Source organism: Roseburia sp. AF15-21, assembly GCF_003479505.1.
Classification (GTDB): Bacteria; Bacillota; Clostridia; order Lachnospirales; family Lachnospiraceae; genus Roseburia_C; species Roseburia_C amylophila.
In genome coordinates this window covers 24,301-44,798 of record NZ_QUHG01000007.1, presented here as the reverse complement: position 1 = coordinate 44,798, position 20,498 = coordinate 24,301, and the positions used below count along the sequence as shown (strand labels likewise).

Genomic DNA, 20,498 nt, shown 5'->3' with positions numbered 1-20,498 from the left:
ATGAAAGGGTTCTTTTTACAGGATTTGAAAAGAAGCTTCTTAAATAAAGGTTTTTTTGCAGGTCTTTTAGTAGTGACATGGATTTTAGTGTCAGCAGCATTCCATGCGCCACTTAACAGGAGCAGAAGCAGTTATTTTATTATGATGGAAGTATTTGCAGCATCAGGATTTACGCCGTTTGCGGCTATATTTCCGGGACTTGCTTATGCTTCTGCCTTTTGTGAAGAGTATAGCAGTGGATATATAAAAATGATTTATTCGAGAATGTTACCGAGAAAATTTGCTCTTACCCGTATTGTTACGGTCGCACTTTCAGGCGGGACTATGCTGGCTGTCCCATTTATCATTGTTTTGGGTATTGCTTACTGTTTCGGAATTCCTGGAATACCAACAGGAAGTGATGAGGGGCTTATGGCGGGAACGACATTGATTTTTTACATAGAACACTATGGAGAGTGGTATATCTTTCTTTGGAAGGTGATATTAGGTTTTCTATTTGGATGTATATGGGCATTGGCAGGTCTTGCATTTGCAGTATGGCTTCCCAATAAATATGTGGCGTTAATTGCACCATTTGTATTGTATGAGGCTATGTGGCTGGCGTTAGGAAAAATTTCGGTACTGAATCCGATTTATCTTATGCGGGGGGATGATTTGAACAATTATCCATTGTCTGGGTTTATGGAATGTGTTTACATTTTGCTCATATCACTTGTAGTTATGTGGGGATTGAAAAGGAGGTATCGAAATGGATAGGATAAAGCAGGTCTTTTACATGACGAAAACTACTTTTTTGGAAGAACAGCATAATAAGCGGGTAATTATGGGTTTTATTTTGGGAATAGCATTGTTTGGATACTGGTTAAATTTGTTTTTACAGTATGCATTGGATATCGGGGAACCGGTTAATGTCTTGGAAGCATTCATTGTAGTGGAACATCATCATAAAAGTATTTTGTTTCTTGTTGTTGGCTGGTTATTGATTATATCAGATGCTCCTTTTATTAAAAAGAATACATATCTGTCGCTATGTAGGAGCAGTCGAAAAAAATGGGATGCAGCTATGCTGCAATATATTATGATTCAGGCATTTTTATATGTTTCCAGCATAGCTGCTGTATCGGTAACTGTCAGTGCATTGCTTGGATTTTGGGGAAATATGTGGAGCAGTCCGGTTTATAATTTGGCGATGGATACGAATAATCATTTAGGAGTGAAATATAATATTTCATTTCCATGGGTGAATGTTATGCAAGCAATGACAGTACCACAGGCGTTTATGATTACTTTTATCCTTCTATTCTTTTATTTGGTATTGATTGGATTTTTGCTTTATGTGTGCAATCTTTTGCTAAAAGAAATTTATGGAATATTGCTCGTATTCGGTATACAAATTTCAGAATACTTATTACAACAAGAGGGAGTTACATATTTATCTCTCATGGCAAAAGCAATTCCCGGATATGCCATAGATGGAAATGGTGGACAATGGAAAGTCGTAGTTTTGTTTTGCACTATCATATTGGTTTTAGCGTTGATTTCTTTGTGGTTAATTGGACGGGTAGATTTTAAGGATGCAATGGAGGAGGAATAGACGGGAATGTCTTTGTTTTTTCAGTTATTTGCAGGTGTTCCTATGGATGAAATGGATACATTTCCGTTAGTTCCTTTGGGATGCTGGCTATTTCCGATAGGTATTTATTTATTGATAATTAGTTTTCGCCTTGACAGGGATAAGCAGAATAGATGTTTTGTTATTGCTCGATATGGGTGGATACAGAAGTGGTGGAAACATTATTTCTTGAGAAACTTGTTAAATGGAATATTTGTAACGGTTAGTTTATTGACACTGTTCAAGCTGATTGATTTGTTTGTATTACATATGTTTACAGGAAATCTAAAGGAAATGTCAGTGATTTTCGTATTATGGGCAGTTCATACAATGACTTTATCGGCATTATTTCTTTTTTTGGAAACTTTAAGGATAAAAAAAGTGATACCTGCAGGTCTATTGTTATTAGAAGGCTTAACTTTTCTGAGCGGTTTCCGTTTTAGAAAGAGTGCGAGATTTATGTTTGGAGTATGGGGAATGTATGTACAAAGTAATTTATATGAAGATATGTACGGCTTCTCTATTATAAGTGTAATTATTGTACAGGGCACAATCATTATTGCCTGTTATTGGCTTGGTAGCTATTTACTGAAAGGCAAAGAAATGGAAGGAGTTTAAGATTATGGAAAGCATTATAAAAGTTGATAAAGTAATAAAAAAATTTGGCTCAGATATTGCTCTTAGCAATGTTTCCATAGAATTTGAGAGAGGAAAAATTTATGGGATCATTGGAAGAAACGGTGCCGGAAAAACTGTTTTATTTAAGACAATGATAGGATTTTTAAAACCTACTAGCGGCAGAGTCATTGTAGACGGTAAAGAAATCGGCAAGGATACAGATTTTGCCGATAATATAGGAATTATCATTGAAACTCCCGGTTTTCTCAGCTCTTATAGTGGATATAAAAATTTGGAGTATCTTGCAAGTATTAAAAATATGATTGGGGAAAAAGAAATAAAGGAGAGCATGGAACGAGTCGGACTTGATCCGAACAGCAAAAAGAAAGTTGGCAAATATTCTTTGGGGATGCGTCAAAGACTAGGGATTGCTCAGGCCATTATGGAAAATCCGGATATTCTGATTTTGGATGAGCCTATGAACGGTTTGGACAATCAGGGCGTGGAAGATGTTAGAGAAATCCTTCTAAATTTAAAGGATGAAGGGAAATCTATTATTTTGGCAAGTCATAACAAAGAGGATATAGAAGTGCTGTGCGATGAAGTGTATGAGATGGATCATGGAAAGCTGATTACTGACAGAGGCAGATAAATATAATTATGAAAACAAATGTCCGTTTCAAATCATTTTAACAACTGGCATTGATACTTATCCAGAAGATTATAAGAAATTTGTATTTTTTAAATTGGAAGGAGAAAAGTATTTATTACAAGAGAATATTCTCGAAGAGAAATGTTAGTGTATATAGAACTCTCGAGGCTAAAGACAGTAGGTTCTCCTACTGTCTTTTCTTTGTGTAAAAAATCGCACCTGCTAAACTGCAAGTGCGACACTTTTGTTAATATTACGAGTCCTACGCAGCTCCAGGACGGAACAACATATGACTCTAGTAATATTATACATCATATTTGTATGAAGTCAAACAAAAAATTATTCAGATAAATCATTAGAAAATTCTTCACTTAAAAGGTTTTCATCATTATCAGAAGTAGTAAATTTCTCGCGTACAGGATAGGAGAAGTTTTTGCCTATTTTCTGAAAGCCATATTCCAGATAATGTGATTTGGGGATGAAGTTATTTTCCGTAAGATTATGTAGTTTGGCGAAAAGCGCTACAAGCCATTCCTGAAATTCTGTTTCTGGTTCTTTTTGGTCAAGCTCATTTTCGTAATAATGTCTCACGATACCAGCAAATATATCGGCGAACTGTACTGCAGGAGTTACAGCAGAGCTGACAAACAAAGGCATTTCTAATATGTGCTGGAAAGAACGCCCAAACTTCGTTTTGAAAAGAAAACCTGTAATTGCCTCAGCAATTTTTCGGTCAGCATCCTCCTGTACCTCATCAAATATCATCATAGCTTTGCCATAGTGATGATGGTTACAGTAAAAATCAACCTTTTTTAAAAGAAGGTAATACTGCTTCGGAAGATGATGCTCCGGAACAATAATTGGTTCATCTGGCTTGTCCATAATTACAGCGAAAATAGCAGCGTCATAAGAGGTAATGATGTCTACCATGCCCTCAACATATGCTTTATTATTTGTACGATTCTTGGTAATTGTCGCTTCACGAATAAGTTTTGTAGACTTTATTTCGTCCTGTTTTCCATAAATAGAATCTTTTAATTTGTATATCTGATTTGTGATTGGTTTAATATCATTCTCATGGATACAGACACCAAGCAGGATAGGATTCTTGGCTTTTTTGTAGCCGATATGATAGGAGCGGTTGTCTTTGTACGGATGTGCGTATTTGATGATTTCCGCAATGGTGCTTTTGATCAGAGAGTGGAATCCGGACAGGTTGAACGTGTTGTTCAGCGAATGATAAAATTGCTTGAAAAATAAGGAAAGGTTTATTTATAGCATTTAACTGCAACAGGATTCAGTTATTCGAAAAATTCGAATAACTCATAATTACAAGAGTGGTCCGTTATCCGATAATTTTGGATAACTGCTGGTAGCGGTTATTCACAGGGCGAAATTGGAAAAACAGTATCTACCCAATTCACAAATCAGTTTAAATGAACTATTCGGAATTTCCGGATAGTTCAAATCTAATGGAAGCTAGGGCATATGTAATACCGATAAAATAATGACCGGATACCAGGTCGAGACAGTGGCAGGGAGCAGCAGTGTAAAATTGCCTTGCATTATATAGATAGCAAAGGCCTTATACAGATTTGTTCCCATAGACTTCAATGGTTAAGACCGTAATATGGATGTCAATTTTGCCACAGATTGCATCTGTTTGCATCTGCGAATGCGCGATATCAGAGGTGTGGACATGTTTCCGTTTTGATCGGATATGTTTCAGCGAACGGGCACAATACCTGACATCAATCGGAAGGTATCTAAAACTGATAGGAATGATATCTATCTTATCTATTGTTACTTGTTCTGATTTCTCCATTCCCGTGGGGAGACACCATAAATATTTTTAAATGCACGGGAAAAATGAAGCTGATTTTCGTATCCGACAGCAGAGCCGACATCTGCAATGGATAAGGAAGTCAGCTTTAATAATTCCGTAGCCTTTACCATGCGGTAGTTCATAAGAAATTCCTGCGGGGAGCGGCCAATCGAGTTGCGGAAGATTTTTCCGAAATAACTCCGGTTGATGCCACATACCGCAGCGATATCTTCAATCGAAATATTATTCTGAAAATTCTGTTCCATATAATTGATCGCTTCTTTTATATAATAATCACTCATGCGTCCGCTGGAGACCAGCTTTGTCGATTGTGCCGACTGTAGCAGATAATCCAAAAACAGATACAGATGCCCAATCAGATGGAAGGAGGATTCCTGCGGATGATTGACGATATAAAGCATTTCATCGGCAAGCTTTTCCCGTAATTCTTTGGAGTGTGAATGATAAATGGGCGCGTCTTTGCACAAATCTGTGACACTTAAAGCCTCTTTTACACGTAAGCCGTCAAATTCGATCCACATATATTCCCATGGAAGCTGTTCATCGGCAATGTAAGTATTGATCTGCCCCGGGAAAATCATAAATCCCTGTCCGCTTTTTACGGAATAGGTCTGTGTATCCCCGTTTGCATTGTCTGCCATAAGAGTTCCGGTTCCGGAAAGAATGTAGTGAAACAGGTAGTGGTTGCGTGTTGCAGGCCCGAATGAATGGCCGGGATCACACTGTTCATATCCAAACTGATACATGCACAGATCGATAAAATTTTCATTTGGAAAAATATTAAAAAATGTATTACTCATAAAACACTCCGTATATACCAAAATGCAATATTAGTATCTATTATAGCACAAAATATTGCATTTGGGTATAAAATTAAAAAAAAACGGATATTTAAGGATGCATAAAGGTATGTTATAATCAGATTATCAAAAAGGTAAGCGGATATATTTAAGAAAAGGAGAGAAGAATATGGCAAAAAGAAGTATTTTCCGCAGTGTTGCGGTGGTGCTCGCAATTGGCATGTGTATGACGGATCTTGCCGGATGCGGAAGTGAAAAAAGGGCAGACGGGAAAACCGAAATCGAAGTGGTTTCCTACAAACCGGAAGCAGTTAAGGCATTTGAAAAGATTGAAAAGCAGTTCAATGAAACACATGATGACATCCATCTGACGATTTCATCTCCAAACGAAGCAATGACCATTTTAAAGACACGTTTTATCCGGGAGGATTATCCGGATATCATCGCAATCGGAGGAGACATCAACTATTCCAACTTTTTAGATGCAGATCTGTTTGATGATATTTCCGATCTGGATGAAGTCCAGACCGTAAAACAGGCATATCTGGATATGGATAAGGAACTGGAGTTTATTCCAAAGGATGGCACGTATGCACTTCCATATGCGGCAAACGCGGCAGGAATTTTATATAACAAAGATATGTTTGAGGAAAATGGCTGGAAAGTTCCGACCACCTGGCAGGAATTTACCACACTGTGTGATGAAATAAAACAGAGCGGAACACTTCCGTTGTATCTGGGCTTTAAAGATACCTGGACCTGTCTGGCTCCGTGGAATGCGCTGGCAGTCGGACTTACCGATTCGGATACCTGCAATCAGGTAAATATGGGAAATACCACATTTTCCGATACGTATGGACCGGTAGCAGAAAAGATGCGTGCGCTTTTGGATTACGCAGAAAAAAATCCGTATGCATATGGTTATAACGATGCATGTACAGCATTTGCCCGCGGGGAAGCTGCCATGTATCCGATTGGAAGCTATGCGATCCCGCAGATCAAATCGGTCAATCCGGATATGAATATCGGCTCTTTTACATTTCCTGCAAATGATGAGGAATCAGACAATGTATTAAATTCAGGAATTGATCTGCAGTTTTCCGTAATGAAATCATGCAAAAATAAAGAGGCTGCATATGAAGTTTTAAAATATCTGTATGACGATGAGACCATTCAGATTTATCTGGATGATCAGGGCGGAATTGCCTGCAAAGACGGGGATTTTGCAATTCCGGAAACACTCGAGGATATGCGTCCTTACATTGAAAACAACCGCATGGCAGATTATCAGGATCACCATTATCCGAGTGAGATGAGTGTGGATGCCATGATCCAGACGTTCCTGCTGGATACAAGCGACAATGCACAGGAAAAGTTTTTGACAAAATTTGATTCCGACTGGAAGCGCTATAACCGGGATCTGATTCGGAAAGTGCAGGATTATCAGAAAGAACAGGAGGATGCACAATGAAAAAGAAAATGTCAAACAGGGACAAAACATTCTGGGCGGTTATCATACCAGTTGTGATCTTATTTTTTGCATTCAATACACTTCCAATGATCAAAGGTGTGATTTACAGCTTTACCAATTATAAAGGATACGGAACGTACGATTATGTCGGATTCCGGAACTATGCAGAGCTGTTTACGGATTCCCGCGTGGGAAAAAGCTATTTGTTTACGTTTAAATATGCACTGGCAGGAACTGTACTGGTAAATGTGCTGAGCATGATCATGGCAGTTGGATTAAACAGTGCAATCCGTTTTAAAAGTGCACTGCGCGGTATTTATTTTGTACCGAATATTTTAGGAGGACTTGTCATCGGCTATATTTTCAGTTTTATTTTTACTTACATTCTTCCAACTGTGGGAAATGTGTTCCATATTGGATTTTTACAGAACAGTATTCTTGCAAGTGAAAAATACGCATGGATTGGTGTGCTGATTGTTGGTGTATGGCAGGCAGTTGCCATGAATACCATCATCTATATTTCCGGTCTGCAGACTGTACCGGAGGAAATCTACGAGGCGAGCATGCTTGACGGAGCCAGTAAATGGAAGCAGTTCTGGAAAGTAACATTTCCACTGGTGATGCCGTTTGTGACGATCAATCTGGTACTGAGCACAAAGAATTTCCTCATGGTATTCGACCAGATCATGTCATTGACCAAGGGAGGTCCGGCACAGAGCACCGAATCCATCTCTTACCTGATTTATAAAAATGGTATGGATGGCGGACAGTTTGGATTCCAGAGTGCAAATGCAGTCATTTTCTTTATTGTGATCGTGGCGATTTCACTTTTCCAGATGACAGTCATGAATAAGAAGGAGGAGCAGCTATGATGAAAGAAAAACAGAAAACAAACTGGGTACTTACGATTGTTCTGATTTTGGGGACGGTTACGGTATTTTTCCCGCTGTATATGGCAGTGATCATTGCGTTTAAGAAACCGAGTGAGATGACAAACGATGTGGCGGGTGCACTTTCTTTCCCGAAACAGTGGAGTTTTGAAAATTTCCGTCAGGCAATGGAAGTGACCGATTTCTGGCACTCTCTTGGAAACAGTTTACTGATCACACTGGTAACAATCGTACTGGCAATCCTGATCCACTCAATTGCAGGCTACGTGATCGGACGCGGCATGGCAAGAAGAAAAAGTTTCCGATTTATCTATCTGTATATTGTCAGCGGAATGTTTGTTCCGTTTTCCATCTTAATGATGCCTCTGGTAAAGCAGACGGCGCATATGGGACTTGGAAACCGCGCGGGTGTCATTCTGTTGTATCTGGTATTTTATATGCCAATGAACGTCCTTCTTTACAGTGGGTACTTAAAAAATATTCCGATAGCGCTGGAAGAGGCGGCAGATATTGACGGAGCAAGCACATGGACTACTTACTGGAAAGTGGTCTTTCCAATGATGATGCCAATGCATGCAACAGTTGCAATCCTGACAGCTCTTGGAACGTGGAATGATGTTATGACACCGCTTGTGATCATGTCTGGAACCGGACAGAATACGCTGCCGCTTGCACAGCTTAATTTCCAGACACAGTTTGGAACCAATTACAATCTGGCATTTGCTTCCTATATTATGGCACTGATTCCAATCCTTATTTTCTATGTGATTTGTCAGAAACAGATTTTAAACGGTGTGGCAAACGGTGCAGTCAAAGGATAAAAATAAAACGAGGTGACTTCTATGGCAATTATATACAATCCAAATAAAAAAATATTTAACCTGCATACGGTGCATACAACTTATCAGATGCAGGTCGATTCACTGGGATATCTGCTGCATCTGTACTATGGAGATAAAACAAACAGCCCCATGGATTATGTTTTAACCTATGCAGACCGTGGATTTTCCGGAAATCCTTATGCAGCGGGCATGGACCGCACCTATTCGCTGGATGCGCTGCCACAGGAGTATCCTTCCATTGGAACTGGGGATTACCGCAATATTGCGCTGAATATCAAAAATGAAAAAGGAGTGGAAAGTGCAGATCTGCTTTTTAAAAGTTATGAGATCCGAAGCGGCAAATACCAGTTACAGGGACTTCCGGCTGTCTGGGCAGACAAAGAGGAAGCACAGACACTGGAAATTGTCCTTGCAGACGAAAACGCACAGGTTGAAGTTCGTCTGCTGTATGGTGTTTTGGAAGAAAACGATGTCATTACAAGGAGCGTCCAGATTAAAAATACGGGAACTGGGCAGATTACGATCGAAAAGGCAGCGGCAGCCTGTCTGGATTTTGTACAGGGAGATTTTGATGTCCTGCGGTTTTATGGAAAGCATGCCATGGAGCGCAATCTGGAGCGTACACCGCTGGGGCATGGAACCATTGCGTTTGGCAGCCGCAGGGGAACGTCCAGTCATCAGTATAATCCGGCAGTGATTTTGGCAGAAAAAGGAACAACAGAGACCGCAGGCAGCTGCTATGGAATGCTGTTTGTATACAGCGGAAATTTCTCCTGTGAGGCAGAAAAAGATCAGTTCAACCAGACGCGCCTGCTTCTCGGATTAAATGAAGAACTGTTTTCCTATCCGCTTGCGGAAGGAGAAACCTTCACGGTACCGGAAGTCATTTTGTCTTATTCGGCAGACGGATTGTCTGCACTGTCGCAGCAATATCATAACTGCATCCGCAACCATGTGTGCCGCAGCAAATATGTCCATATGCAGCGCCCGGTGCTGATTAACAGCTGGGAGGCAGCATATTTCGATTTTACGGGAGATACGATCGTGGATCTGGCAAAAGAAGCTGCTTCCCTTGGAATTGATATGGTAGTGATGGATGACGGCTGGTTTGGGAAAAGAAACGATGATAATTCTTCCCTTGGGGACTGGCAGGTCAATGAAGAGAAACTGGGGGGGAGCCTGGCAGAGCTTATTACCCGTGTGCATAATCAGGGGGTGAAATTTGGCATTTGGATTGAGCCGGAGATGGTCAATGAAGACAGCGACCTTTACCGGGCACATCCAGACTGGGCAATTCAGATTCCGGGGAAAAAGCCGGTGCGCTCGAGAAACCAGTTACTGCTTGATTTTTCCAGAAAAGAAGTGCGCGACTGTGTATTTGATCAGATTTGTGCCGTGCTGGATCAGGGAAAAATTGATTATGTCAAGTGGGATATGAACCGCAGTATGGCAGATGTCTATGCCGGAAATCTTTCCTATGATTACGTGCTTGGTGTCTATGATTTTATGGAGCGCCTGTGCAGCCGGTATCCGGATCTTCTGCTTGAGGGATGCAGCGGTGGCGGTGGCAGATTTGACGCAGGAATGCTTTATTATTCCCCACAGATCTGGTGTAGTGACAATACCGATGCAATCAACCGCACAAGGATCCAGTACGGAACGTCGTTTTTCTATCCGGTTTCCGTAATGGGGGCGCACGTTTCAGCGGTGCCGAACCACCAGACCGGACGGGTAACAAATTTCCACACCCGAGGGGTGACGGCGATGGCTGGAACCTTCGGTTACGAATTAAACCCGGCGCTTTTATCCGATGAGGAAAAACAGCAGATCCGGGAGCAGATTAAAACATACAAGAAGTATGAAACGCTCATTAACGAGGGAACCTACTGGCGGCTGTCCGATCCGTTTATGGATGAAATTGCGGCATGGATGACGGTGTCAGAGGAACAGGATCATGCATTAGTCAGCGCAGTGCGTCTTAGGGCAGAGGCAAATCAGGCAGCCGTTTATGTCCGCCTGCGTGGGTTAAAACCGGATGCCGTGTATCTGGAAGAACAGAGCGGCAGACAGTATTCCGGTGCAGCACTGATGCATGCGGGAATTCCGCTTCCGCCGTTTACCAGAGAATATGAGGCGTATCAGTTTGTTTTTACAGAGCTGAAAGAGGCTGGAGCATTATACGAAAAAGTACAGAAATGGTGTGAGAGGAATACCAAAAATCGCATGGTCATCAGTATTTACGGTGGCTCCGGTTCCGGAAAAACAACACTTGCCACGGCATTGCAGCAGTATTTTTTAAATGACGGCAGGGGCTGTTACCTGCTCTCGGGCGATGATTATCCACGACGGGTTCCAAAACGCAACGATGAAGAACGGCTGCGTGTGTATAAAGAAGCCGGGGAAGACGGACTGCGTGGATATCTCGGGACAAAGAAAGAGATTGACTTCGACCGGATCAATGAAGTGCTTGCGGCATTTCATGAGGGAAAAGATTCAATCACATTGCGGCATATGGGACGGGAAGATGGCGAGATTTCATCGGAAGAAACCGATTTTTCCGGAATATCCGTATTACTTCTGGAGTGGACACACGGAGGCAGTGACGATTTACATGGTGTGGATCTACCCGTCTTTCTGGAAAGTTCCCCGGAGGAGACCAGGGAGCGGCGCATCCGCAGAAACCGCGATGAGAATGCCGCAAGCCCGTTTATCTGTCGCGTGGTAGAACTGGAACAGGAAAAAATTGAAGTGCAGCGCAAAAATGCAGGATTAATCGTGGGAAAGGACGGAAGAGTTTATGAACCATAAACCGATGCTCAATGCATATCCCGACAGCCTTGGAGGAAATCTGGGAGATATCGTAACATTGCTGAAAACTGAGGCTTTGCAGGATGTATTTTCTTCTTTTTACATTCTGCCGAGCCTGTACCATTCCGATCTCGACCGGGGATTTTCCGTGATTGACTATGACCTGAATGAGCAGCTTGCCAACCGGAAAGACCTTGAACAGTTAAAGGATATGGGAATTGATTTGAAACTCGATTTTATTTTAAACCATGCTTCCGCACAGTCCCCGCAGTTTCGGGATCTTGTGGAAAAAGGGGAGGCTTCTGCGTACCGCGATTTTTTCATCGATTGGAACCATTTCTGGGAAGGGCATGGAACCATGACGAAGGAAGGCTATATCCAGCCGGATGAAAGCTGCCTGAAGCAGATGTTTTTCCGCAAACCCGGGCTGCCGATCCTGATGGTGGAATTTCCGGATGGAAAAAAAGTGCCGTACTGGAATACCTTTTATCAGGAAGTGCATGGCAGACAGTATCTCGGACAGATGGATGTAAACATCCAGTCACCAAAAGTGTGGGAGTTTTATCGTGAAACACTGGAAAAAATAGCCTCTTACGGTGCGGCGATTGTGCGGCTGGATGCCTTTGCTTATGCACCGAAAACACCGGGAAAGAAAAACTTCCTCAATGATCCGGAAACGTGGGAACTTTTACAGAAGATCCATGCGCTGGCAGAACCTTTGGGACTTACGCTTTTGCCGGAGATCCACGCAGCGTATGATGAAAAAATATATGAGACACTTGCAGAAAAAGGCTATGCAACCTATGACTTTTTCCTGCCGGGACTGGTCATTGATGCGATTGAGAACCGGCGGGGAACGTACCTTGCGGCATGGGCGAAGGAGATTGTGGAAAAGAAGATCTCCACGGTCAACATGCTCGGCTGTCACGACGGTATCCCGCTTCTGGACTTAAAGGGGCTGCTTCCGGAAGAGGAGATCCAGTCGTTAATTGACCGGATTGTATCCCGCGGAGGCATGGTCAAAAATTTACATGGACAAAAGAATCTGTATTATCAGGTAAATGCCACGTACTACAGTGCATTGGGAGAGTCAGATGAAAAAATGCTTCTGGCGCGGGCAATCCAGATGTTTATGCCGGGCAAACCGCAAATCTGGTATCTGGATCTGTTTGCCGGAAAAAATGACCATGAAGCGGTGCAGCGCGCGGGAGAATCCGGACATAAGGAAATCAACCGGACAAATCTTTCCACTGATCAGATCACGGAAGGGTTGAAAAAAGATGTGGTTCAAAAACAGCTTGCGTTAATCCGCATGCGAAATACCCATAAGGCATTTTCAGAAGGCGCAGAGGTAGCAATCTCCGGAGGGGAGAGGTCTCTGGAAATCCGCTGGGAATATAATAGTGCATTTGCAACATTATATGTAAATTTTGAATCAGGAACATATACAATAGTAGAAAGCAGATAGTTAAGTTGGGCTGTCGATTGTACATGAAACCTAAACTTTATAATGGAAGCTTTCATGAGAGAGTAATTCTGATAATAACCGTGGATTATATTTTTCATCAGTCAGTATTTGAACTGCATCATCATTGAGATGCAGATGGGATACTGACTTATTTGTATGTTCACGTAGTTCGGTTCGGCAAAGAAGATAATCGGTGCTTACTTGATAAAAGTCTGCAAGCGTCAGTAGATTGCCAAGTGACATATCTACATTTTCATCTTTCTCATAGTTGCCGGGTGTGGAACTTGGGATGCCGGTAGCATCAGACAATTCCTGCAATGACATTCTTTTTTCTGCGACTCTCAAATCTTTCAGCCGTTCCGGTATGGTAAGCCTTGTGTGCATAGTACAAAGGAAGTGTGGGAAGCAGGTAATCGGAAGAAAGCAATAAGGACTTGTCAAAAAAATTTTTAAAAAATAAAACCTGCCATAATATTATTCCGTCATATAAGTGAAAACAATAATAAAAACCGGTGGAACATCGGAGAAAAGAGGAAAATATTATGGCAAAAGAAAAAAGAAATCTTTATGAAGAAGTGGAATTTGGTAACGATTATGGTTATGCAATGCAGGTAAAACGGGAAGCGGAGACACAGTTATATGAGATTCAGAAAATCTGGGGACTGGCAATTGCTGGAACGGTCTGTGGAGGTATCAGAATGATGCTGGCATTCCATCCGATTTTTATTATGATAGGATTTGTTATGGGCTGTGTTTGTTACAGCAAAGTGGGTGGTTTTGGAATAACGGCAAAATGGGCATGGAACATTGCAAAATTTGGCTGGTTTGTAGTCCCGTATTTTCCGATTGATTTATTAGTCGGTGCCATCGCATTGTGTTTAGGTTTCCTTTCCTTATTTTTCCTGCCTTTTTTCGTGGTTAATCATATCAGAAAACAGGCACAGCAGAACCAGCAGCTGGCAGAGGCATTCCTGCATACATGCCAACAGAATGATGGTGCAGCTGCATAGTTGTTCGTCAAAATACATATAAAAATTACAGATTATCAAAATATTTTGATATTTCATCCAAAAAAATTCTATTCTTTCCAGATCGGTTTGTGATTATAATGAATTTAGTCGATGAGACAGGTTCGGAGAAACCAAAATCAACAAATTGCAAACCAGGAGGAAAAAAGAATGAGAAGGAAAAAATTATTAACTGTATTGGTGGCAGCAACACTTGCATTATCCATGGTTGGATGTAGCTCTTCCGGAGGAAGCGGCTCTGGTGACTCAGGAAGCACCAGCAGCGTAGCAAACAAGGATAAACCACTTTGCTGGTTTAACCGTCAGCCATCCAACAGCTCCACAGGAGAACTTGACATGGATGCATTAAATTACAACAAAGATACCTATTATGTAGGATTCGATGCAAATCAGGGTGCTGAACTGCAGGGACAGATGGTTCTTGACTATATCAAAGAAAATGCAGCGACCATTGACCGTAACGGAGACGGAGTAATTGGTTATGTACTTGCAATCGGAGACATCGGACATAACGATTCTATTGCACGTACCCGTGGTGTCCGTTCTGCACTTGGAACCGGAGTAGATGCAAATGGAGCAATTGATTCAACACCGGCTGGTACAAACGTAGACGGTTCTGCAAAAGTTGTTCAGGATGCAACACTGGATGTAGATGGAAAGACTTATACAATTCGTGAACTTGCTTCACAGGAGATGAAGAACTCTGCTGGTGCAACATGGGATGCAGCTACAGCAGGAAATGCAATCGGAACATGGACCGCATCTTTTGGTGACCAGATTGATGTAGTTGTTTCTAATAATGATGGTATGGGAATGTCAATGTTTAATGCATGGGCAAAAGATAACAAAGTACCAACCTTTGGATACGATGCAAACAGTGATGCTGTTGCAGCTATCGCAGAGGGATATGGCGGAACAATTTCACAGCATGCAGATGTTCAGGCTTACCTGACATTAAGAGTGCTTCGTAATGCATTAGATGGAGTAGACATTGATACCGGTATCGGTACTCCGGATGATGCAGGAAACTGCTTAACAGAAGGAGAAGATTACAGATATAGTGAAGAAGAAAGATCCTACTATGCATTAAATATAGCTGTTACAGCTGATAATTATCAGGATTTCACAGACTCAACCAAGGTTTATGACAAAGTATCCAATCAGCTGGATGAAAGCAAGAGCCCAAGCAAGAAGGTATGGCTTGATATTTACAATGCTTCCGATAACTTCCTTAGCTCAACCTATCAGCCACTTCTTCAGAACTATGACAAACTTTTGAATCTTGAAGTAGATTATATCGGTGGTGATGGACAGACAGAGTCTAACATTACAAACCGTCTTGGCAACCCGGGTGAGTATGATGCATTTGCAATCAACATGGTTAAAACAGACAATGCATCATCTTATACATCACTTCTTTCAAAATAAGGTTATTGCCTGGAAGAAAACAGCATAGATACAGAAGGGCATCAGATAAAAATGGTGTCCTTCTTTTCAAAGAAAAGGAAGTAGAATTATGGCAGAGGATAAGAATAAATATGTCTTATCGATTAACGGCATGAGCAAATCGTTCGGAAGAAATAAGGTTCTGAATCATATCAATCTGAATGTCAGACCTGGAACAATCATGGGACTTATGGGTGAAAATGGTGCCGGTAAATCGACAATGATGAAATGTCTCTTCGGAACTTATCAAAAGGACGAAGGAACAATAATATTAGATGGAAAAGAAGTTAATTTTTCTGGCCCAAAGGATGCACTTGAAAATGGTGTCGCAATGGTTCATCAGGAATTAAACCAGTGTCTGGAGCGCAGTGTCATTGACAATATGTTCTTAGGACGCTATCCGAAGAATTCATTGGGAATGATTGACGAAGGAAGAATGAGAAAGGAAACTTCCGATTTATTCCGTAAACTTGGTATTACTGTTAATCTGACACAGCCAATGAAAAAAATGTCTGTATCACAGCGCCAGATGTGTGAAATTGCAAAAGCAATTTCTTATCATTCCAAAGTAATCGTATTAGACGAGCCGACTTCATCACTGACAGCACCGGAGGTTGCAAAACTTTTCAAGATGATGCGGCAGTTAAAAGAACAGGGAATTTCATTGATTTATATTTCACATAAAATGGATGAAATTTTTGAAATTTGTGATGAAATATCAGTTCTTCGGGATGGCAGCCTTGTTATGACAAAGGCAAGTAAAGATACCAATATGAATGAACTGATTTCTGCAATGGTTGGCCGTTCTTTGGATAACCGTTTTCCACCGGTAGATAACCAGCCTGGTGAAACGGTTCTTTCTATACAGAATCTTTCAACTAAGTATGCACCAAAATTACAGAATATTTCTTTTGATATTAAAGAAGGAGAAATTTTTGGACTGTATGGTCTGGTTGGAGCCGGTCGTACGGAACTATTGGAAACTATTTTTGGTATGCGTACCAGAGCGGCAGGAAATGTAATTTATAATGGAAAAGTAATGAATTTTACATCCCCGAAAGATGCAATGGATCATGGATTTGCTTTAATTACAGAAGAACGAAAAGCAAATGGACTTTTCCTGAAAGCAGATATTACATTTAATACTACAATCGCCAATATGAATCATTATAAAAATGGATTCGCACTTTCCAATGATGATATGGTTCGTGCGACGGCAGAAGAAATTAAAGTCATGCATACAAAATGTATGGGACCAGATGATATGATTTCCAGTTTGTCCGGAGGAAATCAGCAGAAGGCAATATTTGGTAAATGGCTGGAGCGCTCACCAAATATATTTATGATGGACGATCCTACAAGAGGAATTGATGTAGGTGCCAAATACGAAATATATGAATTAATTATCAATATGGCAAAACAGGGAAAAACAATCATTGTTGTATCCTCTGAGATGCCGGAAATCCTTGGAATCACAAACCGGATTGGTGTTATGTCAAATGGACATCTTGCCGGAATTGTTAATACTAAGGAAACAAGTCAGGAAGAGTTATTAAGACTCAGTGCGAAATATTTATAATCAGGAAGGAGCATTGGATATGGCAGACAGTAGTATTATTCTTTCATCCGCTGCAGAGGCAGAGCTTTTGAAGCCGATTGATGAATATGTAGGAAAAATACAGGCACAGATTGATGAACTTCGTAAGGATGGTTCAGATAAGGTGCGCAGCTTAAAAAATCACATTGCAATCGTAAAGGAAAATAAGAATTTAACAAAAGAAGAAAAGAGCAGAATGATTGCAAAGGACAAGGAAGCCTTAGAACAGGCAAAAGCGGTAGAGTCTTCGAATAAAGACAAAGTATCAAAACTTATCGCAGATGCAGAAGGTTATCTTGCAAAACATTATAAAAATGATTACTATCAGAAAGTTGCTGATAGCTGCAAAGCTGAGAAAGAAGCTGAAAATGCAGAATACAAAAAGATATGTGCTTCCATCAAAGCAGAGCATGAGCAGAATATGAGCAGACTCAGCGATGCAGATGAGAAAAAAGACGAGAAGTATGTTTATAAGAATAAATTATTTGATGCCCAGATGGCACATGAGTCCAGACTTCAGGAGATTAAGGACAGAAAGCATGATGCATATGCACATAAGTATCATCTGATTGACTTACTCCGTATGTCAAGATATACATTTGCACAGAAGAGAGCACAGAAATTTGAAAATTACAAATATACCTTTAATACCACACAGTTCCTTTATAAAAATGGATTGTATATTGTCATTATTTTAATCTTCATTGCTTTATGTATTATTACACCGGTTGTAAAGAATACACAGTTGCTGACAACGACAAACATCTTAAATATTCTGCAGCAGGCTTCACCAAGAATGTTCTTGGCATTAGGTGTTGCAGGACTGATTCTTTTAACAGGTACTGACCTTTCTGTTGGACGTATGGTTGGTATGGGTATGGTAACAGCAACCATCATCATGCATAACGGAATTAATACAGGTGGTGTATTTGGCCATATCTTTGACTTTACCGGTATCCCGGTTGCTGCAAGAGCAATTCTTGCATTGGCAGTCTGTATTGTACTTACAACAGCATTTTCTATGCTGGCAGGCTTCTTTATGGCGAAGTTCAAGATGCATCCGTTTATTTCAACCATGGCAAACATGCTGATTATTTTCGGACTTGTAACATATGCAACAAAAGGTGTTTCCTTCGGAGCTATTGATTCTGCAATCCCGGCTATGTTTATTCCGCAGATTGGAAAATTCCCGACAATTATCCTTTGGGCTGTTGTTGCAGTTATCGTAGTATGGTTCATCTGGAATAAAACAACATTTGGTAAGAATCTGTATGCGGTTGGTGGAAATCCTGAAGCAGCAGCAGTTTCCGGTATATCAGTATTTAAAGTAACATTAGGAGCATTTATTCTGGCAGGTATCCTGTATGGATTTGGTTCCTGGCTGGAATGTAACAGAATGGTTGGTTCCGGTAGTGCAGCATATGGACAAGGATGGGATATGGATGCTATTGCAGCCTGCGTAGTTGGTGGTGTATCCTTTACCGGTGGTATTGGTAAGATTTCCGGAGTTGTAACTGGTGTACTTATCTTTACATCCCTTACATATTCCCTTACCATTCTGGGTATTGATACAAATCTTCAGTTTATTTTCGAAGGAATCATCATTTTGGCAGCAGTAACACTTGACTGTCTGAAATATGTACAGAAAAAATAAGTAATTCGTAATCAGAATCATTCATATATAATCACCATAGGCCGCCCGCTCATCGCCAGAGATGAATGGACGGCCTAAACAATATCAGGTATTCAGAAAAAGACATTTGTCTGATATAATAAGAGCAGGAGAAGAAAGAGCTGAACATGCTGAAAGAGGAACGTCATATGGAAAAGTATAAAGTGATTTTAGTTGATGATGAAATAGAAGCAATCCAGGCAATGGAGCATAAGATGGACTGGGATGGACTGGGCTTTGAGGTGTCAGGCAGTGCAACCAATGGAGTGAAAGCCCTGGAACTGGTAGAAAATATACAGCCGGATGTTGTGATAACCGATATAAAAATGCCTTATATGAATGGCCTGGAACTGGCGCAGAAGTTAAATAATGATTATCCAAATATACATATTATTATTTTTACAGGATTTGATGAATTTGAATATGCCAAAGAGGCAGTACATCTGGAAATTGAAGAATATATGTTAAAGCCGGTAAATGCAGTTGAATTATCTGACTGCATGGAAAGATTGAAAGAGACTTTAAACCGGGAAAGAGAAGAAAAATTAAATGTTAAAAAACTGCAAAATTATTTCCAGGATGCACTTCCGGTGCTAAGGACGAATTTTTTTGTTTCGTTAATTGAAGGCAGGGTAAATGAGACAGAATATGAGAAATTTTTATCTGCCTATCAGATTCCACTGGAGGGACCCTATTATTGCAGCGTGGTATTTCATACTTCAGAGCACCATGTGCCGGAAGGAATGAATCCATTGTTGTTATCCATGTCTGTCGAGCATGAAATAAAGGAAAGGATTGCATCAGAACTCAACTGTCAGGAATTTATGTATCTTGGGAATACAGTTTTGATAGTATCGCTTGATTCAGAAGATAAGGCAACAGAACTGACAGATTTTTGCGATAGATTCTGCAGATGGGCGAACCGTGTGATTGGTGCAGTTGTAACGGCCGGTGTTGGAAGATATTGCGATAGTCTTTTGAATATCAGTAATTCTTATGAAGGTGCAAGAAAAGCAGTATCCTACCGGGTTCTTTATGGAACTGCAAGGGCTATAAATATTGCGGAAGTAGTTCCACGGGAGCAGACGGTAGCCGTACAGTCAGAAGATACGAAAATGCATGAGTTGTTTAAAACGATTTATCTTGGAAATGTAAAAGACATTGAGTCAGCAGTAGAGAGGGAAGTGGAAAAACTTCATAAAAGTGCTGCCACAGTAAATCAGTATCATTTATCAGTTATGGAGATGGTAGGTGCTTTTTACCGGTTCTGCGCCAATAATTTTATGGACTTTAATGATTTCTTTGAAGAAAAAGAAAATCTCTATGAAAAGGTGCCGGAACTGGATAAAGCAACTCTGATGAAGTGGATGAAAAAAGCAGCAGTGGCAATTAGTGAAAAACTGAAAAGTGCAAGAAATAATACTTCAAGGCGGCTGATTACAGATGCAAAGAATGTTGTGGCAGAGCGTTATATGGAACCTGATTTTTCCCTGGATACGGTATGCTCAGTGCTTGGTGTATCCAATTCGTATTTTTCAACGATATTTAAAAAAGAAACTGGGAAATCCTTTATTACATATCTGACGGATTACCGGATGGATGTCGCAGTCAGGCTTATTGTAGAAACCAATAATAAAAGTTATGAAATTGGAGAAAAAGTAGGGTATCTGGACGCAAATTACTTCAGTTATGTGTTTAAAAAGAAATTTGGAGTATCTCCGTCAAAATACAGAAAATCACCAGAATAG

The 20,498-nt window shown here is 40.7% G+C and carries 17 protein-coding genes; 14 read left to right on the top strand and 3 right to left on the bottom strand.

The annotated features are described in order from the left end of the window. The 4 genes from DWW33_RS10635 to DWW33_RS10620 are packed head-to-tail and all read left to right on the top strand — an operon-like array spanning nt 1 to nt 2,882. A complete protein-coding gene (locus tag DWW33_RS10635) occupies nt 1-756 on the top strand; it encodes a hypothetical protein (protein ID WP_118056996.1) in 756 nt (251 codons plus the stop codon). Beyond that, complete coding sequence (locus DWW33_RS10630; RefSeq protein WP_118056997.1) at nt 749-1,594, top strand: hypothetical protein; 846 nt, start codon at nt 749-751, stop codon at nt 1,592-1,594. The genes DWW33_RS10635 and DWW33_RS10630 overlap by 8 nt, the downstream gene beginning before the upstream one ends. 6 nt (nt 1,595-1,600) lie before the next feature. After that, nucleotides 1,601-2,230 (top strand): hypothetical protein, encoded by a 630-nt coding sequence (locus DWW33_RS10625; RefSeq protein WP_118639478.1) that lies wholly within the window; start codon nt 1,601-1,603, stop codon nt 2,228-2,230. A gap of 4 nt (nt 2,231-2,234) precedes the next feature. Continuing rightward, entirely contained in the window at nt 2,235-2,882 is a 648-nt protein-coding gene (locus DWW33_RS10620) for an ABC transporter ATP-binding protein (RefSeq protein ID WP_118056999.1), read from the top strand. A gap of 339 nt (nt 2,883-3,221) precedes the next feature. Here the strand turns inward: DWW33_RS10620 and DWW33_RS15995 are convergent, their stop codons facing one another. Next, a complete protein-coding gene (locus DWW33_RS15995; RefSeq protein ID WP_330419822.1) occupies nt 3,222-4,010 on the bottom strand; it encodes a DUF3800 domain-containing protein in 789 nt (262 codons plus the stop codon). A 675-nt stretch (nt 4,011-4,685) separates the two neighbouring features. Then, nucleotides 4,686-5,528 carry an AraC family transcriptional regulator gene (locus DWW33_RS10610; RefSeq protein ID WP_118173408.1) on the bottom strand — a complete coding sequence of 281 codons (843 nt, stop codon included), beginning with the start codon at nt 5,526-5,528 and terminating at the stop codon, nt 4,686-4,688. 169 nt (nt 5,529-5,697) lie between these two features. On the opposite strand from DWW33_RS10610, the gene DWW33_RS10605 reads away from it, so the two are divergent. From DWW33_RS10605 to gtfA, 5 genes are read left to right on the top strand one after another with little or no spacing between them, the layout of a single operon-like run. Beyond that, nucleotides 5,698-6,999, top strand: a complete 1,302-nt coding sequence (locus DWW33_RS10605) for an ABC transporter substrate-binding protein (protein ID WP_118639476.1) — start codon at nt 5,698-5,700, stop codon at nt 6,997-6,999. Continuing rightward, entirely contained in the window at nt 6,996-7,871 is an 876-nt protein-coding gene (locus DWW33_RS10600; RefSeq protein ID WP_118639475.1) for a carbohydrate ABC transporter permease, read from the top strand. The genes DWW33_RS10605 and DWW33_RS10600 overlap by 4 nt, the downstream gene beginning before the upstream one ends. Continuing rightward, entirely contained in the window at nt 7,871-8,710 is an 840-nt protein-coding gene (locus DWW33_RS10595; RefSeq protein WP_442969663.1) for a carbohydrate ABC transporter permease, read from the top strand. Before DWW33_RS10600 ends, DWW33_RS10595 begins: the two co-directional genes overlap by 1 nt. 21 nt (nt 8,711-8,731) lie before the next feature. Beyond that, the gene (locus DWW33_RS10590) at nt 8,732-11,539 is read left to right on the top strand and encodes an alpha-galactosidase (protein WP_118639474.1); all 2,808 of its coding nucleotides are present in this window, start codon (nt 8,732-8,734) and stop codon (nt 11,537-11,539) included. Continuing rightward, a complete protein-coding gene (gene gtfA / locus DWW33_RS10585) occupies nt 11,529-13,007 on the top strand; it encodes a sucrose phosphorylase (protein ID WP_118639473.1) in 1,479 nt (492 codons plus the stop codon). Before DWW33_RS10590 ends, gtfA begins: the two co-directional genes overlap by 11 nt. A 30-nt stretch (nt 13,008-13,037) precedes the next feature. On the opposite strand, the gene DWW33_RS10580 is transcribed toward gtfA, so the two are convergent. Further along, nucleotides 13,038-13,352, bottom strand: a complete 315-nt coding sequence (locus tag DWW33_RS10580; RefSeq protein ID WP_158577479.1) for a helix-turn-helix domain-containing protein — start codon at nt 13,350-13,352, stop codon at nt 13,038-13,040. Nucleotides 13,353-13,549: 197 nt separating this feature from the next. On the opposite strand from DWW33_RS10580, the gene DWW33_RS10575 reads away from it, so the two are divergent. The 5 genes from DWW33_RS10575 to DWW33_RS10555 all read left to right on the top strand — a co-directional run bounded on the left by DWW33_RS10575 (nt 13,550) and on the right by DWW33_RS10555 (nt 20,498). Continuing rightward, nucleotides 13,550-14,017, top strand: coding sequence for a hypothetical protein (locus DWW33_RS10575; protein WP_117841544.1), 468 nt, complete (start codon nt 13,550-13,552; stop codon nt 14,015-14,017). Between the two features lie 168 nt (nt 14,018-14,185). Then, a complete protein-coding gene (locus DWW33_RS10570) occupies nt 14,186-15,463 on the top strand; it encodes a substrate-binding domain-containing protein (protein WP_118639471.1) in 1,278 nt (425 codons plus the stop codon). An 88-nt stretch (nt 15,464-15,551) separates the two neighbouring features. Further along, the gene (locus DWW33_RS10565) at nt 15,552-17,060 is read left to right on the top strand and encodes a sugar ABC transporter ATP-binding protein (protein WP_117698237.1); all 1,509 of its coding nucleotides are present in this window, start codon (nt 15,552-15,554) and stop codon (nt 17,058-17,060) included. 19 nt (nt 17,061-17,079) lie between these two features. Further along, entirely contained in the window at nt 17,080-18,732 is a 1,653-nt protein-coding gene (locus DWW33_RS10560) for a galactose/methyl galactoside ABC transporter permease MglC (RefSeq protein WP_118173430.1), read from the top strand. 167 nt (nt 18,733-18,899) lie between these two features. Next, nucleotides 18,900-20,498, top strand: a complete 1,599-nt coding sequence (locus tag DWW33_RS10555) for a response regulator (RefSeq protein WP_117698265.1) — start codon at nt 18,900-18,902, stop codon at nt 20,496-20,498.

What these genes read in the sequence shown, in the direction of transcription:
- DWW33_RS10635 (WP_118056996.1), top strand. Translation starts at nt 1, where the DNA reads ATGAAAGGGTTCTTTTTACAGGATTTGAAAAGAAGCTTCTTAAATAAA.
- gtfA (WP_118639473.1), top strand. Translation starts at nt 11,529, where the DNA reads ATGAACCATAAACCGATGCTCAATGCATATCCCGACAGCCTTGGAGGA.
- DWW33_RS10575 (WP_117841544.1), top strand. Translation starts at nt 13,550, where the DNA reads ATGGCAAAAGAAAAAAGAAATCTTTATGAAGAAGTGGAATTTGGTAAC.
- DWW33_RS10570 (WP_118639471.1), top strand. Translation starts at nt 14,186, where the DNA reads ATGAGAAGGAAAAAATTATTAACTGTATTGGTGGCAGCAACACTTGCA.
- DWW33_RS10560 (WP_118173430.1), top strand. Translation starts at nt 17,080, where the DNA reads ATGGCAGACAGTAGTATTATTCTTTCATCCGCTGCAGAGGCAGAGCTT.
- DWW33_RS10555 (WP_117698265.1), top strand. Translation starts at nt 18,900, where the DNA reads ATGGAAAAGTATAAAGTGATTTTAGTTGATGATGAAATAGAAGCAATC.
- DWW33_RS10625 (WP_118639478.1), top strand. Translation starts at nt 1,601, where the DNA reads ATGTCTTTGTTTTTTCAGTTATTTGCAGGTGTTCCTATGGATGAAATG.
- DWW33_RS10590 (WP_118639474.1), top strand. Translation starts at nt 8,732, where the DNA reads ATGGCAATTATATACAATCCAAATAAAAAAATATTTAACCTGCATACG.
- DWW33_RS10600 (WP_118639475.1), top strand. Translation starts at nt 6,996, where the DNA reads ATGAAAAAGAAAATGTCAAACAGGGACAAAACATTCTGGGCGGTTATC.
- DWW33_RS10605 (WP_118639476.1), top strand. Translation starts at nt 5,698, where the DNA reads ATGGCAAAAAGAAGTATTTTCCGCAGTGTTGCGGTGGTGCTCGCAATT.
- DWW33_RS10595 (WP_442969663.1), top strand. Translation starts at nt 7,871, where the DNA reads ATGAAAGAAAAACAGAAAACAAACTGGGTACTTACGATTGTTCTGATT.
- DWW33_RS10610 (WP_118173408.1), bottom strand. Translation starts at nt 5,528, where the DNA reads ATGAGTAATACATTTTTTAATATTTTTCCAAATGAAAATTTTATCGAT.
- DWW33_RS10565 (WP_117698237.1), top strand. Translation starts at nt 15,552, where the DNA reads ATGGCAGAGGATAAGAATAAATATGTCTTATCGATTAACGGCATGAGC.
- DWW33_RS10620 (WP_118056999.1), top strand. Translation starts at nt 2,235, where the DNA reads ATGGAAAGCATTATAAAAGTTGATAAAGTAATAAAAAAATTTGGCTCA.
- DWW33_RS10630 (WP_118056997.1), top strand. Translation starts at nt 749, where the DNA reads ATGGATAGGATAAAGCAGGTCTTTTACATGACGAAAACTACTTTTTTG.